The sequence below is a fragment of the Acinetobacter sp. YK3 genome (assembly GCF_001729365.1).
GTDB classification, from domain to species: domain Bacteria; phylum Pseudomonadota; class Gammaproteobacteria; order Pseudomonadales; family Moraxellaceae; genus Acinetobacter; species Acinetobacter vivianii.
Window position 1 is genome coordinate 1 of sequence record NZ_LZPJ01000061.1, and the last position, 15089, is coordinate 15089.

At 40.5% G+C, this 15089-nt stretch carries 15 protein-coding genes; 8 read left to right on the forward strand and 7 right to left on the reverse strand.

Annotation, left to right across the window (positions count from 1 at the left end; translation table 11 throughout):
- The first annotated feature begins 173 nt into the window (after positions 1-173).
- Positions 174-1670 carry a sodium/proline symporter PutP gene (putP, locus tag A9Z07_RS05305; RefSeq protein WP_062846971.1) on the forward strand — a complete coding sequence of 499 codons (1497 nt, stop codon included), beginning with the start codon at positions 174-176 and terminating at the stop codon, positions 1668-1670.
- Positions 1671-1713: 43 nt separating this feature from the next.
- Here putP and A9Z07_RS05310 read toward each other — a convergent pair whose 3' ends face one another.
- The gene (locus A9Z07_RS05310) at positions 1714-2205 is read right to left on the reverse strand and encodes an Lrp/AsnC ligand binding domain-containing protein (protein WP_004771832.1); all 492 of its coding nucleotides are present in this window, start codon (positions 2203-2205) and stop codon (positions 1714-1716) included.
- 120 nt (positions 2206-2325) lie between these two features.
- On the opposite strand from A9Z07_RS05310, the gene putA reads away from it, so the two are divergent.
- From putA to A9Z07_RS05330, 4 genes are all read left to right on the forward strand, one after another.
- Positions 2326-6087 carry a trifunctional transcriptional regulator/proline dehydrogenase/L-glutamate gamma-semialdehyde dehydrogenase gene (gene putA / locus A9Z07_RS05315; RefSeq protein ID WP_069577524.1) on the forward strand — a complete coding sequence of 1254 codons (3762 nt, stop codon included), beginning with the start codon at positions 2326-2328 and terminating at the stop codon, positions 6085-6087.
- Positions 6088-6202: 115 nt separating this feature from the next.
- The gene (locus A9Z07_RS05320) at positions 6203-6685 is read left to right on the forward strand and encodes a GrpB family protein (RefSeq protein WP_069577527.1); all 483 of its coding nucleotides are present in this window, start codon (positions 6203-6205) and stop codon (positions 6683-6685) included.
- Positions 6686-6768: 83 nt separating this feature from the next.
- Positions 6769-7854: a tRNA (uridine(54)-C5)-methyltransferase TrmA gene (trmA, locus tag A9Z07_RS05325; RefSeq protein ID WP_062846968.1), complete on the forward strand. Its 1086-nt coding sequence runs from the start codon at positions 6769-6771 to the stop codon at positions 7852-7854.
- Positions 7855-8103: 249 nt separating this feature from the next.
- Positions 8104-8331 carry a hypothetical protein gene (locus A9Z07_RS05330; protein WP_004771827.1) on the forward strand — a complete coding sequence of 76 codons (228 nt, stop codon included), beginning with the start codon at positions 8104-8106 and terminating at the stop codon, positions 8329-8331.
- A gap of 49 nt (positions 8332-8380) precedes the next feature.
- Here the strand turns inward: A9Z07_RS05330 and A9Z07_RS05335 are convergent, their stop codons facing one another.
- The gene (locus A9Z07_RS05335) at positions 8381-9121 is read right to left on the reverse strand and encodes a phosphodiester glycosidase family protein (RefSeq protein ID WP_062846967.1); all 741 of its coding nucleotides are present in this window, start codon (positions 9119-9121) and stop codon (positions 8381-8383) included.
- Between the two features lie 171 nt (positions 9122-9292).
- Here A9Z07_RS05335 and A9Z07_RS05340 point away from each other — a divergent pair, with 171 nt between their 5' ends.
- Both A9Z07_RS05340 and A9Z07_RS05345 read left to right on the forward strand, forming a co-directional pair.
- A complete protein-coding gene (locus tag A9Z07_RS05340) occupies positions 9293-9826 on the forward strand; it encodes a lecithin retinol acyltransferase family protein (protein WP_005257156.1) in 534 nt (177 codons plus the stop codon).
- 140 nt (positions 9827-9966) lie between these two features.
- A complete protein-coding gene (locus A9Z07_RS05345) occupies positions 9967-10473 on the forward strand; it encodes a GNAT family N-acetyltransferase (RefSeq protein WP_069577530.1) in 507 nt (168 codons plus the stop codon).
- 83 nt (positions 10474-10556) lie between these two features.
- On the opposite strand, the gene A9Z07_RS05350 is transcribed toward A9Z07_RS05345, so the two are convergent.
- From A9Z07_RS05350 to A9Z07_RS05370, 5 genes are all read right to left on the reverse strand, one after another.
- Positions 10557-11105 carry a hypothetical protein gene (locus tag A9Z07_RS05350; RefSeq protein WP_069577535.1) on the reverse strand — a complete coding sequence of 183 codons (549 nt, stop codon included), beginning with the start codon at positions 11103-11105 and terminating at the stop codon, positions 10557-10559.
- A gap of 60 nt (positions 11106-11165) precedes the next feature.
- Positions 11166-11561, reverse strand: a complete 396-nt coding sequence (locus A9Z07_RS05355) for a hypothetical protein (RefSeq protein ID WP_062846964.1) — start codon at positions 11559-11561, stop codon at positions 11166-11168.
- Between the two features lie 179 nt (positions 11562-11740).
- The gene (locus tag A9Z07_RS05360; protein WP_069577539.1) at positions 11741-12964 is read right to left on the reverse strand and encodes a hypothetical protein; all 1224 of its coding nucleotides are present in this window, start codon (positions 12962-12964) and stop codon (positions 11741-11743) included.
- Between the two features lie 204 nt (positions 12965-13168).
- Positions 13169-13717, reverse strand: coding sequence for a hypothetical protein (locus tag A9Z07_RS05365; RefSeq protein WP_069577543.1), 549 nt, complete (start codon positions 13715-13717; stop codon positions 13169-13171).
- 161 nt (positions 13718-13878) lie between these two features.
- On the reverse strand, positions 13879-14283 hold the full coding sequence (locus A9Z07_RS05370; RefSeq protein ID WP_069577548.1) for a hypothetical protein: 405 nt from the start codon (positions 14281-14283) through the stop codon (positions 13879-13881).
- A gap of 136 nt (positions 14284-14419) precedes the next feature.
- On the opposite strand from A9Z07_RS05370, the gene A9Z07_RS05375 reads away from it, so the two are divergent.
- Positions 14420-15089, forward strand: a 670-nt coding sequence (locus A9Z07_RS05375; protein WP_069577554.1) for a LexA family protein, incomplete at its 3' end; no start/stop codon positions are given.

Sequence of the window (15089 nt, forward strand, 5' to 3'; positions counted from 1 at the left end):
ATACACTTATTTATTTTTACACAAACAATACAAACACAATACATAAAAATAACAGTGTTTCAAAAATCATTCATGCTTGAATCTGTGACCTTATCAATCCCAAGAATAGTCATTCATTTTTTACTATTCAGGTGTGATTGCAAATTATGGATATGTAAGGACAGGCATCCATTATGAATTTTTCGAATCCCACAGTTGTTGTATTCGTGGTCTATATTCTGGCCATGCTTGGCATCGGTTTATACGCCTATTTTTCTACCAAAAATCTTGATGATTATATTCTTGGAGGCCGAAGTCTAGGCAGTTTTGTTACTGCTTTATCCGCAGGCGCATCAGATATGAGTGGCTGGTTACTCATGGGTTTACCAGGGGCCATTTACTTAACTGGATTATCAGAATCGTGGATTGCCATCGGTTTGATTATTGGTGCATGGTTAAACTGGTATCTGGTTGCAGGCCGTTTACGTGTACACACCGAAGTGCAAAATAATGCCCTCACCTTACCGGATTATTTTACTGGTCGCTTCGATGACCAGAAGAAAATCCTACGCGTCACATCTGCATTGATTATTCTTGTATTCTTTGCGATTTATTGTGCTTCTGGCATGGTCGCTGGCGCACGTTTGTTTGAAACATTGTTCCAATTGCCGTATAGCACAGCATTATGGCTCGGTGCATTCGCAACAATCGGTTATGTTTGTATCGGTGGCTTCCTTGCGATCAGCTGGACAGATACCTTCCAAGCAGGCTTAATGATTTTCGCATTATTACTCCTTCCAATCGTGACCTACATGTCTTTAGGCATTGGCATGGAAGAGTTTACTGCCGTTATCGAAAGTGTTCGCCCACATGCATTTGACTTTGCGACCAACTTGAGTGTTGTTGCGATTCTTTCTGCTGCGGCTTGGGGTCTAGGCTATTTTGGTCAACCACACATTCTTGTACGCTTTATGGCTGCTGATTCTGTGAAATCAATTCCAGCGGCTCGCCGTATTGGTATGACTTGGATGATTCTTTGCTTAGCGGGTGCAGTCGGTTCAGGCTTTATCGGTATTGCATACTTCCAGATGCATCCTGAATTTGCAGCAGCAGTAACAGCTAACCCTGAAACTGTGTTCATGGAACTCACTAAAATTTTATTCAACCCTTGGGTTGTGGGTGTGATCCTTGCTGCGATTTTATCTGCAATTATGAGTACATTGAGCTGTCAGTTACTGGTATGTTCAAGTGCGCTAACCGAAGATTTGTACAAAGGCTTTATCCGTAAAAACGCATCTCAGAAAGAGTTGGTTTGGATTGGTCGTGCGATGGTTATTGCAGTGGCGATGCTTGCGCTTTTCCTAGCCCAAAACCCTGAAAGTAAGGTTCTTGGCTTGGTTGCTTATGCTTGGGCTGGTTTTGGTGCCGCATTCGGTCCATTGATTCTGCTCTCTTTGTTCTGGAAACGCATGACCTTGAACGGCGCATTGGCAGGTATGGTTGTGGGTGCTTTGACGGTCATCCTTTGGAAAAACTTCTTTGGCTACACTGGTATCTATGAAATTATTCCAGGCTTCGTTTTCGCCTTGATCAGCATCGTGGTGGTGAGCTTACTAGGTAAAGCACCAAATGCTGCTGTAACAAGTCGCTTCGAACAAGCTGATGAAATCTATGCACGCGAAATGAAATAATTTTGCTGAAAAATTTAAGGGGCTTTCGGGCCCCTTTTTTTATTTAAAATTTTGTACGCGATTTAATTTTTATTTTCGAGCTATCTTTCACCACCTGCATTACAGGATAACTACGTGTTTCCTTCACCCCAGGCAATTGCCATAGAATCTGCCCTGCAATACGACGAAACTCCTCCATACCCGCACTACGCAGTTTAATCAGAAAATCAAAACCACCACTGACCATATGACATTCCACAATTTCTGGATATTGCGTGACTGCGTCAATAAAATCATCCAGCACATGCGGTGTGGTCTTATCGAGTAGCACTTCCACAAAGACCAGAAAATTGGCATTGAGCTTATTCGGATTGAGTTTTGCCTCATAGCCCAAGATAAACTCATCCTTCGTCAACTTCTGCACGCGCGCCATCACCGCAGTCGGTGAAAGGTTCACGAGTTCTGCTAATTTACTGTTAGAAATTCTTCCATCTGCTTGAAGAATATCCAGAATTTTCAGATCGGTTCGATCTAAGGTATAAATAGGGCCATTCAACTGAATTTTCCTCTAAAAAATAAGCAAATTATAGTGAGTTACTCGGGATTTATTCTGTAATGATAAATTATCTAAACCTCTCTGCTCAATATATTTTAGAGATTGTTATTGGAATTTAGCATGAATACATTGGATACTCCCGCACAAATGGATACAGCTCACGCAGACGGTTATATTACCGAATTTAAAGAAAAAAGTGAGTTTGAGCAACGCATCAATACGGCATGGCGCCGTGCAGAGCCTGAAGCAGTCGCTGTACTTGCTGAAGCAGCCAACATCTCTCCTGAACTTGACCATAAAATTTATGAGCTTGCATTTAGCTTAGCGCACAACTTACGTGAGCGTAAAAGTTCAGCGGGTAAAGCTGGTATCGTTCAAGGTTTACTTCAAGAATTCTCACTTTCTTCACAAGAAGGTGTCGCACTCATGTGTTTGGCAGAAGCATTGCTTCGTATTCCAGATACAGCAACACGTGATTTATTGATTCGCGACAAAATCAACCAAGGCAACTGGAAAGAACACGTTGGTCAAAGTAACCTGATGTTCGTCAATGCCGCTGCTTGGGGTTTAATGTTAACTGGTAAGTTAATGGAAACACCAAAGCAAACCAGTTTATCGAGTGTTTTAACTGGCCTATTGGCACGCAGTGGTCGCGGTATTATCCGTAAAGCCGTTGACGTTGCAATGCGTATGATGGGCGAGCAATTCGTGACTGGTGAAACCATTGGTGAAGCACTTGAACATGCTAAACCATTTGAGCACAAAGGTTTCCGCTACTCATACGACATGTTGGGTGAAGCTGCCCTAACTGAACATGATGCTGAGCGTTATTACAACGACTATACTCAAGCAATCCATGCCATTGGTAAAGCATCGAATGGTCGTGGTGTCTATGACGGCCCGGGTATCTCAATCAAGCTTTCTGCATTGCACCCACGTTATCAACGTGCGCAAATCGACCGTGTTCATCATGAGCTTTACAACAAGGTTTTTGAACTCGCGTGCTTGGCAAAACAATACGATATCGGTTTAAACATCGATGCTGAAGAATCTGAACGTCTAGAAATTTCACTCGAATTGCTTGAACGCCTATGTTTCGAACCAAAACTTGCGGATTGGAAAGGCATTGGTTTCGTTATTCAGGCTTACCAAAAACGTTGTTTCTACGTTGTTGATTATATCGTTGATCTTGCAAAACGCAGTAACAAACGCCTGATGATCCGTTTGGTGAAAGGTGCGTATTGGGACAGCGAAATCAAGAAAGCGCAAATTGATGGTATGACCGACTACCCTGTGTTTACCCGTAAAGTTCACACTGACTTGTCTTACATTGCCTGTGCGAAAAAATTACTTGCTGCACCGGAACAAGTGTATCCACAGTTTGCGACACACAATGCGCAATCACTTGCAACGATCTACAATCTGGCAGATCCAAGCAAATATTACCCAGGTCAATACGAGTTCCAATGCTTGCACGGTATGGGTGAGCCATTGTACGAGCAAGTGGTCGGTTCTAAAGAAGACAATAAGCTTGGTGTTCCATGTCGTGTTTACGCACCTGTAGGTAACCATGAAACATTATTGGCTTACTTGGTTCGTCGTTTACTTGAAAATGGTGCCAACACCTCATTCGTAAACCGTATTGCAGATAAGACTTTAAAAGTTGAAGATCTCATTCAGTCTCCAATCAAAGACATCCAGACTTCAGCGAAAGATGAAGGCCAGCTTGGTTTAAAACATCCTGCAATTCCACTTCCGCATGATCTTTATCCATTACGTCCAAACTCAAGTGGTTTTGATCTCAATAACGATCAACCATTAGCAGATTTGGACGCGACTGCACAAAAGCTACGTAGCCAGATTTGGAAAAGTGCACCATTACTTGGTTTTGAATCAACTATTCATGATCAAAGTAATGCACTTGCAATTACAAACCCTGCACAAAACAGCGAAGTTGTGGGTTATGTTAACGAAGCAACCAGCGCTGATGTACAACTGGCATTAGAAGCTGCAGTACAAGCTGAACAAAGCTGGGCTGCAACCGATAAAGTTGAACGTGCTGCTTGCTTAAAGCGTGCGGCTGACTTAATGGAAGCTCGTATTCAGGAGCTTATGGTTTTACTTTGCCGCGAAAGTGGTAAAACCTATGCCAATGCGATTGCAGAAGTTCGTGAAGCAGTAGATTTTTTACGTTACTACGCAACTCAAATTGAAAACCTGCCAGCCAATGCACAAGTGAAGCCATTAGGTACTGTATTGTGTATTAGCCCATGGAACTTCCCTCTTGCGATTTTCTCTGGTCAGATTGCAGCGGCATTGGTGAGCGGTAACTGTGTTATTGCAAAACCAGCTGAACAAACGCCATTGATTGCAGCACAAGCCGTACAAATGCTTTGGGAAGCTGGCGTGCCACACGGCGTTGTTCAACTTCTTCCTGGTCGCGGTGAAACTGTAGGTGCTCAATTGAGCCAAGATGACCGCATCCAAGGCATCATGTTTACGGGTTCGACTGAAGTTGCCAAAATCTTGCAAAAGACTGTCGCAAAACGTTTATCTCCAAATGGTCAACCAATTCCGTTAATCGCGGAAACAGGTGGTCAGAATGCGATGATCGTCGATTCTTCTGCACTCACTGAACAAGTGGTTCTCGATGTTGTTAGTTCTGCATTCGACAGTGCTGGTCAACGTTGTTCTGCACTTCGTATCTTATGTGTACAAGAAGACAGCGCTGCAACCGTTATCAAAATGCTGAAAGGTGCAATGCAACAGTTGATCGTAGGTAACCCAGCGATCTTAAAAACTGACATTGGTCCAGTCATCGATACCGAAGCAAAACAAACCATCGATACGCACATTCAAAAGATGAAATCTAAGGGTTATCCTGTTCATCAATTGATGTTTAACGATGCTGCAAGCCAACAGACACTTGCACAAGGTACTTTTGTTCCGCCAACCGCGATCGAATTACCAAACCTTGATGACCTTGAGCGTGAAGTATTTGGTCCTGTACTCCACATCATCACGTATAAATACGGTGAGCTTGAGCAGTTGATCGATCGTATCAATGCAAAAGGTTACGGCTTGACGATGGGTTTACATACCCGTATCGATGAAACCATTAATACGGTGATTCAACGTGCGGAAGTGGGCAACTTATATATTAACCGTAATATCGTTGGTGCAGTGGTAGGCGTACAACCATTTGGTGGTGAAGGCTTGTCTGGTACTGGTCCGAAAGCTGGTGGTCCACTTTATATGTACCGCTTGATGGAACATTGTTCAGAGAAAGTATTGGCGACTCCATTTGCGGTGAAAGCTGAAATCTCTAACTTTGATGCGGTATCAAATGTTGCTTACCAAAGCTTGATGGCTTGGGCGAAACAACACATGGCTCAAGCAGTACCTACAATTCCAGCATTTGGTGTAGGTAAATTCTACGAGTTGCAAGGTCCGACTGGCGAAAGTAACCAGTACATTATCCTGCCTCGTCATCGTGTGCTTTCAATTGCCAATGACGATGCAAGTCAGCTTCAACAATTGCTTGCGATTTTCGCAGTGAGCAGTACAGCGGCTGTGTTGAAAGACAATGCATTCTTGGTGAAACACAAAGCGTCTTTACCGAAAGATGTTTTAGATGCGATCACTGTCATCTCAAGTGTTGAAAAAGATGCCTTTGATGCCGTACTTCATCATGGTTCTGTTGAACAGTTACAAGATTTGCAAACTAAAGTTGCTGCCCGTTCAGGCGCAATTGTTGGCATTACTCAGCTTCAAGCCAATGAGCAAATTCCGTTAGAACGTCTTGTGATTGAACGCGCAATCAGCGTGAACACAGCAGCAGCTGGCGGTAACGCAAGCTTGATGACCTTATCTGAAGACTAATATTCTCCTTTCCGAGAGATACTAAATCTCTCAATGACCCGAATCATGTTTACATGGTTCGGGTTTTTTATTATTTTGAAGTACATAACATCAAGAATAAAATGAGACGCTTTTAATGCAGTTCTTTTTGTCCACAGAACATCAGCCGAATTGCGCTCGGCTTTTCAAAGATTATAAAAACAAGATCGAGCAGCTTATCCCTTTTGCCGTGATTGAACATATCGGTTCCTCCGCTATTCCCAATGCGATTTCAAAAGGTGATTTAGATATTTATATCGAAGTATCAGCAAAAGATTTTTTGCAGACCATTGAACAGCTTAAACAACTTGATTTTAAGGAGAAACTTGATACTTTACGCACACATGAGCTGTGTATGCTTGAATCCTCAGAACATGATATCGCATTGCAAATCGTTGTGACTGGCTCAGAATTTAAAAACTTTCTCACCTTCCGAGATCAATTGCGACATCATCCAGACTTAGTCCAGCAATACAATCAGCTCAAACAAAGATGTTCAGGTTTCTCACCACAACAATATCGTGAGCTTAAATCGATATTTATTGAAAATGTTCTGAATCAGAAACCATCTTACAAATAAGCAAATTTGATAATTTCCCTGCACCTTGTAGCACTTTTTTTGATACCATTCCTGTTTAGATTTCACCTATAGTTTTCTTGTTTATGACCGTATCTTACCAGCAGCAACTTCAAGAGAAAGTTGAACGAATCACCGCACAGTTTGCTCCGTTCAATCCACCAGCTTTAGAAGTGTTTCAATCACCAGAACAACATTTCCGTATGCGTGCCGAATTTCGTATCTGGCATACAGAAGACGATATGTTCTATGCCATGTTTGAACGTGCTGAAGATGGTAAGCAAAAAGACGTTGTTCGTGTGGATGAGTTTCCTATCGCGGATCAAAGTATTAATGACTTGATGCCTCGTCTGTTAAAAGAATTAAAAGCAGTCCCTGTTTTATCGCAACGTATTTTTGAAGCGGACTTTCTTGCTACATTAAGCGGAGAAATGCTGGTTACGCTGATTTATCATCGTAAACTGGATGAAGAATGGGAAACAGCGGCTAAAGCGTTAGCTGAAAAGCTGAATATTAAAATTATGGGCCGTAGCCGTGGTCAAAAAGTTATTATTGGCGAAGACTATGTGGTTGAACAGTTGAATGTTCATGGCCGTACTTTTAAATATAAACAAATTGAAAGTAGTTTTACCCAACCCAATGCGCAAGTGTGCCAGCATATGTTGGAGTGGGCTTGTGATGCCGCACAAGGATCTCAAAAAGATCTTTTAGAATTGTATTGTGGTAACGGCAACTTTACCCTGCCATTGTCTTTGAAGTTTAAACGTGTCCTTGCCACTGAGCTGGCAAAATCTTCGGTCTATGCAGCGCAATGGAATATTGAGCAGAACCAGATTGAAAATATTCAGGTTGCACGTTTATCGGCGGAAGAATTTACTCAGGCTTATCAGGGCGAACGTAAATTTAGACGCTTGCAAGAAGCCAATATCGACATTCAAAGCTATGACTTTGACACGGTTTTCGTCGATCCGCCACGAGCAGGAATTGATGATGAAACGCTGAAACTTCTACAAGGATTCGAGCGTATTCTCTATATCTCATGTAATCCAGATACCTTACATGACAACCTCAACACACTGACCCAAACCCATCGAATTGTGAAGTTCGCAATGTTCGATCAGTTCCCTTTTACTCATCATGTTGAGTCAGGCGTTTTACTTGAAAAGATTTAAACAAATTATTTCAACGTAACAATAATTAATAAAGGGTTTCAATAACCCTTTATTTTTGCTCAAAGTATATTGATAAAAAAGTGATAATTTTCAAAGGTCAAGTCATCATACCGTCATAATTTCGTTTGAGATGAGAAGAGTTATCGAAAAAATTGAGGTTCAACTGCTGCTTTTATCACTTAAGCTGACTTGTATTTTATTTTAAAGTGGCTATATTTCGAGCTATGTTAGGTTGTAAATGAAGGCTCTATGAGTTTTTGGCAAAAATTGTTCAATGCAGACGAACAATATAACGAACACAAGAATCAGACTTCTTGCGTTGAAAACGATTGTTCTTGCAAAACCAATGAACAGCTACTCGATGCTTTAGTCAAAGCAACAGATGAAGATGTCATTAAAGGCATTAAGAAAGTACTGATTTCTCGAGGCTACAGCCGCAAAGAATTACTTGCGCTGATCAAACCTCCGATCCAATAAGAAATAAACTTGGCCTAACCTCTTTACATCAGGAGGTTAGGCTCGAGTCTCACTGACATCCCGCTTTATCCACCACTTCCGCAACGATTGGACCTAAATTAAAGGCTTTATCGTGACGTTTATTTTGCGCTACATATAAACTTGAAATTGAACCATCCAGATATAGTGCATTATCTACTTTTAGTTGTTGCTTAAAGAATTGGGCAAATTGATAAAAACTTACCCGCTGCTGTGAAATCACAAAGTAAAGCTGATTATCTTTAACCCCGACACCATTTCTGATCTTTAAAGAATTTGAATCAGGAATGAACTGGCGATTGATCTTGCCCTTATAGAGCAGCATCGGCCCGGATTGTGTTGCAAATTTAGCATTAAAACCACTCTCCTTATAATCAGCCGTTGTGTTGATTATTGCACGCTGCTCATTCCACGCGACCACACCATTCGGCTGCATAAAGAAATTACCAAAACCTTTAGCCTGATTTAATTTTGTCGTTTCCTTACCTTGCTCGATATATAAACCCACGGGCTGAAAATTGGCATGATACATGCCTGCATTCATGGCAAAACTTAATTGCTTACAAGCTGGCAGTGCTTTCTGGATATTAGAGAACTTCTGATAATAACGTCCCGTATTGGGATTTTTTAAAAATAATTTTAGCTGGTTTAAATGCTCAACTTGAATCACATCATAGTTCACCTTATCAACGGTGATTGTTTGATGTTGCATCGCATAAGCCATTGGCATAAAAGCAAAAGTACAGACTGCTAAGCACCATTTTTTCATCATTCATATTTCTTAAAGCAAATTCCTTACTCAATTTTCCCATAACTTTTTATAGGGAGAAAACAGCAGATACAATCCAGACACATATTCCTTGGGTTGGGCTGAGAAATAGACTCGATTGGTTCACTGTTTTTGAGTAAAATAAGGAAGTAAATACAATAATCTTGTATCAACATGCAGCACAAACATCAACATTTCTCCCTTGGCGCCCATCTGATCGTCAAACACTTTGGTTATAGCCATCACGGGATCTATGCGGGTCGCGGTCGGGTCATTCATTATTCTGGTTTTGCTCATATTTTTAAAAAGCATCCGATCGAAATGACTTCAATCCAGCGTTTCGCACGTGGCAAACCAATCTATACGCGACATTACCCGTCTCCGCGCTATAAAGCTAAAGCAGTGGTACGGCGTATGCGCTCACGCATGCATGAAAATCACTATCATTTAATCATCAATAACTGTGAACACTTATGTACCTGGGCGATTACCGGTGTTGAATCCAGTACTCAGGTTGAACGAATGCAACGCCGCTTAGCCACGATAGGTTATGTTAGCTCAATCATGAGTTATATGAATGGTCTGATGCTGACGGTTGCGACCGCCTGCTTCGCGATTGTACTTTACATTAAAATGATGCTACGTCGACAGGCCAAGAAATCGATCCCCGCTTATTTACATCTCAAAGAAAAACATTCTAAAAAATAAAACACTTTCTGAAACCTTATAGCTGTAGCAGCTTATTGATTTTTTAACTATTCCCTTTAAGCTATTTTGTAGCAATTACCAAATTAATCCAGCTCAAACAAAGCTGAAGAATTTGGTACTAAAATCAGCAAGAGATCATAATGAATATATCTATTCGAAATGAACAACCATCTGACATTCCCAATATTTTTAAACTCACTCAAGCGGCTTTCAAAGATATAGAATATTCGAGTCATACAGAGCAATTTATTGTCAATGCTTTACGCAACTCTCAACAATTGATCGTATCGCTAGTCGCTGAATATGAAGGCCAAATCATTGGGCATATTGCGTTTTCCCCTGTTTCTATCTCGGATGGTACAACTGACTGGTACGGATTAGGACCTGTTTCTGTACAACCTGAATTTCAAAATCAAGGGATTGGCTCTCAACTGATCCATGCGGGTTTAGAAAAGCTGAAAACATTAAAGGCTGCTGGCTGTGTTCTACTCGGCGATCCTGAATATTATGCTCGCTTCGGCTTTAAAGCGAAGCCAGAACTTGTTTTACAAGGTGTTCCCGCAGAGTATTTCCAGACGCTTTCTTTCACGGAAAAAATGCCTCTCGGCGATGTGGTTTATGCAGAAGCATTTAATGCGACCGCATAATAGCTTTAGCGCTCAGCCTTAGTTAAAGCTGAGCGCTCATGGATGATGGTAGAATTTTAAAGTGAATACATTGGTGCAGTCACTTAATGACAAACGAGTTCCTCAGAAGCTTCTAAAGCCTTTTCAAAGATTTCAGCATAGCCTGCGATAAGGTCAGCTTTATCTGTTCCATTGACAATGTAACGTGCACCTACATAATCCTTTTTATGTTGATTGATATAGTCAGAAAGTCTTTTACCTGTAAACATACCCTTTTTCATGCCAACGATCATGACCCGTGCCGCGATGTCAGCCTGTAAAGCAAGTTTTGGATTTTTGACTAAATCAATTTTTAAGTAATCGCCCATACGCTTATAGTTGGACAACCATGTGAGCTGCACATAGCCATATCCAATGTAGGGATAATATTGCTTAGATTTCAGATATTTTTCAGAACCGTACTCAATGACAGGTTGCATGGTTTTCGCAGTTTCATGCCAAGCCGTTGCCAAAATATAGGCCGCTTGTGCCAGACTCAGCTCCTGATGTTCTTCTAAAACAGAAACAAGAAAATTAATTCCATCCACTTGAGGCTGAGTAAGTTTTCCAAAAGCTTCACGTAAAATATCGAAACCGTTTTGAATTATTGTCATGATTTTTTCCTTATAAAAATAAAAAACCGCCTTGAGGCGGTAGTTGATTGAATTGTGTTGTTAGAATTTGTCTTTAAAGTCCTTCACTTCTCTTGCAACGTCTAGAATCGTTGAATCCTCTCTTGCATTGATATAGTTAAAAGTCCAGCGAATGAGTGCCCACACAGGTAAACCACAAAGGAAATACAAGCCACCAAGGGCAAATGCGCCAAACATATTTTTACTCCAGTCTTGCAAATCAAAATGCTGAATCACAAAACCACCGCCTGCAATACTGCCGACCGAAGTAGAAATTAATGAAACCACCCACTCTCGCCTAGATTTTGGCAACCGTGTCATCACAACAACAATCCAGGCCAAAAGCATGAAAGTTAGCGCCATCAAGACAATAAAAAATACACCATAGGATTTTATTGCGGCTGCAATATCTGCACCCGCTGAAACGAGGTCTACCATTTTCCTCCTCCAAAAAAGAAAAGCCCTGAGAAATACAGGGCATTATTTAAATACAATAATTTTATAAAGCAGCCGACTTATTCTTGTTGCAGTCATCACTCTTGTTATTCACTCCCTATCACATCAAATGTTTTATCTATAAAAAACCTCCCGCGTGGGAGGCCGACTCATTTATTAAATCACAGTGAATAAAGCGGTAAACGCTGCGAATGATAAAAAGGTAAATAGTGACCTGTTCTCATTCGCTTAGGTGAAACCTTGTATTTATGCACTGAGTCATAAGTTTTTGCATTGTTTGTATTTACAGCACAGATCTCTTCTCCCACTGCTGCATATGCTTCTCTTAAATCAAAATCCAGTTGAGTCAGCCCATCCAGTGCAATGACTTGATAAAATTCTGGTAATTCCAATCCATGACTTGAAACCCAACTCCCGACCAGTTTTTCATCAATATAAACATTCATGGAATGCTTTCCCATAATTTCAAAAGTGACAACTGGATTTAAAGAAGGCTCATCTTGCATAAAGGTGACATTATCCATGCTGCCATAATCCCCTAATATCACCATAAACTTCTCATCTACAAACAAACTGTAAATGACAAATCCCTGTTTAACCTGATCAGCAATCCGCTTTTTTTCAGGTTGATGCGCAAGTCCGGCAATCATAAAAGCATGATGAGATGCATTTGAGTTGCTCAACGAAAATTTACCCTGACATGCCTGAAAATAGACAGATAAAAATGGCGCATTGGTCAGTTGATTAGCCCATCCCAACTGAATAAATACATTCGAAAGGTCATAAGGCAACTCAGTGGCTTCCAGCAACACATGATCAAAATCCTTATCTAAGTGATAGGCCTGTGCATGAACGGTCTTATCATTGATTTTTAATAACTGTACAGTGTTTGCTGTTACCCGAATCACCAGATTCTCGATTTTATTAAAATCATTCAGGGTGATCGGCAGCGATATACTACTGAACATCGCAACTCGTTTACCCTCGATACTGAGCGTGACATGATCATGATCATTCTTAAAAAGAATCAAGGTTTCAGCCTGCTCGCCAATCATAATTTTATAATCACGATTTGCCTGTAGAGGCTCAATCTTCCCGTGCATGTTTGCAGGACGGAATGCTGTCATATCTGGTATAAACTTGCCCTCCGTCACAGCAAGCATATTCCGTGGCTCAACTAATTGATAATCATCGTAAGTCAGTGCAGGCTCCTGCATATCATCAATAACATTTAATGAACCTAGATACGGGTTAGATTCCATCAAGGTCACACCAATCGCATCTGGCGTCATTTTCATGCTAGATGAGACAATATAGGCAGGAGAAAAATGCGTTACGCTTTGATCTAAATACGGAATATTATTTGTATTGTTGATACTATTCATCTTCAATCACCTCAAATTCTTTATAAATTTCAAACCTTTTTCAGGTTTTAGATATAAAAAAACTCGGTCTCCATTACGGTACCGAGTTTTCTTTAGGCAACAAAAAAGCCCATCTGTTGATGAGCTTTTCAGTTTTGTCATATTTAATCTTTAATACGACCAGTATAGTAAAACTATAGCGTGCTTTCCGAAATAATGGAATCCTTAGTTATGCATATTTTTGTAAGTGTTTTTACGATATTGTTCAATCACAATTTCAGCTTCTTCAATTGCAGCTTCAAGTGTTTTAACCATCAGATTTTCATAAGCTTTCCAAGTTTTTCTATAGCTCTCTACATTGATCTGATGACGATGAATTCCTGCATAAGCCATACGTCCTTTCGCAGTGTAATTTTCTTCCAGATCAGGGTCTAAAACGAAGTCTAAAACCATTCTAGCCACCAACCAGGCCAAGTGATACATTGCAATGCGTTCTGGTTCACGCTTCTTATCTCTTACGGCCTGTTCAATAAAAATATCAGCCAGATGCTGACGAACATATTCATAATCACTGGCAGTTTTATTTTCAAACACAATTAACGCAGTTACAGACTTCGCCAACTGGGTGTCCATTGCAGCGATTGCACCCAAACGATCCTGATAGTTTAAACGCTCACCTGTACCACGCACAAAGGGATCAAATCCTGAAGAACGTACAGTTAAACCGTGTGTTAACCACTCAAATTTTTCAAACTTAGTCACCATTGCATTCATCTTTTCACCTCATCTCATTATTTATTTTTTTGGCTTGATCTATGTTGTCCATAAAGTGATAGATCTTCTGCCAATTTGAATCATCATTTTCATGCTTGCTACCGCATCCAATAACTTTATTTACTGCATAACGCAGCCCTACTTAACTTTTGAAATGCGCTTTAATGATATTTTTCTCCTTGCTCCACACGGTGCATAGCCTGCTGAATTTCTTCAAATCGAGCTTTGCTACACGGTCGGGTAAAGCTCTTGATTTGAGAAATATAACTATGCGCACAACCGAGAACTTCGACCAAAGCCTTGGCTCGTCCCTTATGTTCATTAAGCCAGCTGCTGAGCGTTGTGATTTGTTGTTCTGTTGCCTGATTTTCGATACGCTTTTGTTTTTTTAGTTGTTTCTGCTCATCTGCCAGTCGCATCGCTTTTAGTTTTTTGCTGTATTCCACTCTTCGCGCTTGAAATTTACTTTGAATCGTCGTGATTGCATTGCCTTTCGCCAGCCAAGCTTCAATTTCAGCATTTAAGTTTTGTTTGATATGCATGTTTGGGTTAATTACCTTATTCATACTCTACCTCCAACATTGAAATTTAGATAACACACCCATAATATTAGTAAACTAATATTAAATCAATAAGAATACTAATTTGACTTCACATTAGTTTGCTAATATTCTGAATTCAATGAATTTGAGGTCGATTGAAATGCTAAAAGATAGGCTCAAAGAAGCTAGAAAAAGAGCGAAGAAGTCTCAAAAAGATGTGGTTGCTGCTGTGGGGATTACCCAATCCGCTTTAAGTCAATTAGAAACAGGATTGGTCAGTTCATCCTCTCATCTACCCTCTATTGCCAAATTTTTAGGTGTGGATGCTTATTGGTTACAAACAGGCGAAGGTCAGGCTGAACTAGATCCAACACAATCTGAACACTCTATTAATATTTCGCCTGTTCAGGCCAAGATGGCACCTGTCTTGTCATGGGTACAAGCAGGTATTTTTACCAATGTACAAGCTGTTGATATGACTCAAGTTGAAGAATGGCTCCCGCTACCCGATGATTGTGATGAATGCTTTTACCTTAAAGTTCAAGGCTTAAGTAATTATCCAGTATTTCATGAGGGCGATTATATTCTGGTTGATCCAACAGTCCAGTATAGTGATATGCAATCAGGTGACATGATTGTGGTTAGAAAACATGAAGATGCAACCTTTAAAAAACTGGTGATCGAAACCGATAATTCAAGATATTTACAGGCGCTCAATCCAGAGTTTAAACCCAATATTATTCCCTTAGATGAAGAATGTATTTTCGTGGGTGAAGTGGTCGATTCAATTCGTTATATTTATCAATCCAAACGTCGCTCTAAGATAAAGC

Bases quoted from the DNA above. Each gene is read 5' to 3' on its own strand.
- A9Z07_RS05365 (WP_069577543.1), bottom strand. From the start codon at position 13,717: ATGAATGCAATGGTGACTAAGTTTGAAAAATTTGAGTGGTTAACACAC.
- A9Z07_RS05350 (WP_069577535.1), bottom strand. From the start codon at position 11,105: ATGACAATAATTCAAAACGGTTTCGATATTTTACGTGAAGCTTTTGGA.
- A9Z07_RS05330 (WP_004771827.1), top strand. From the start codon at position 8,104: ATGAGTTTTTGGCAAAAATTGTTCAATGCAGACGAACAATATAACGAA.
- A9Z07_RS05360 (WP_069577539.1), bottom strand. From the start codon at position 12,964: ATGAATAGTATCAACAATACAAATAATATTCCGTATTTAGATCAAAGC.
- putP (WP_062846971.1), top strand. From the start codon at position 174: ATGAATTTTTCGAATCCCACAGTTGTTGTATTCGTGGTCTATATTCTG.
- A9Z07_RS05355 (WP_062846964.1), bottom strand. From the start codon at position 11,561: ATGGTAGACCTCGTTTCAGCGGGTGCAGATATTGCAGCCGCAATAAAA.
- A9Z07_RS05340 (WP_005257156.1), top strand. From the start codon at position 9,293: ATGCAGCACAAACATCAACATTTCTCCCTTGGCGCCCATCTGATCGTC.
- A9Z07_RS05345 (WP_069577530.1), top strand. From the start codon at position 9,967: ATGAATATATCTATTCGAAATGAACAACCATCTGACATTCCCAATATT.
- putA (WP_069577524.1), top strand. From the start codon at position 2,326: ATGAATACATTGGATACTCCCGCACAAATGGATACAGCTCACGCAGAC.
- trmA (WP_062846968.1), top strand. From the start codon at position 6,769: ATGACCGTATCTTACCAGCAGCAACTTCAAGAGAAAGTTGAACGAATC.
- A9Z07_RS05335 (WP_062846967.1), bottom strand. From the start codon at position 9,121: ATGATGAAAAAATGGTGCTTAGCAGTCTGTACTTTTGCTTTTATGCCA.
- A9Z07_RS05370 (WP_069577548.1), bottom strand. From the start codon at position 14,283: ATGAATAAGGTAATTAACCCAAACATGCATATCAAACAAAACTTAAAT.
- A9Z07_RS05320 (WP_069577527.1), top strand. From the start codon at position 6,203: ATGCAGTTCTTTTTGTCCACAGAACATCAGCCGAATTGCGCTCGGCTT.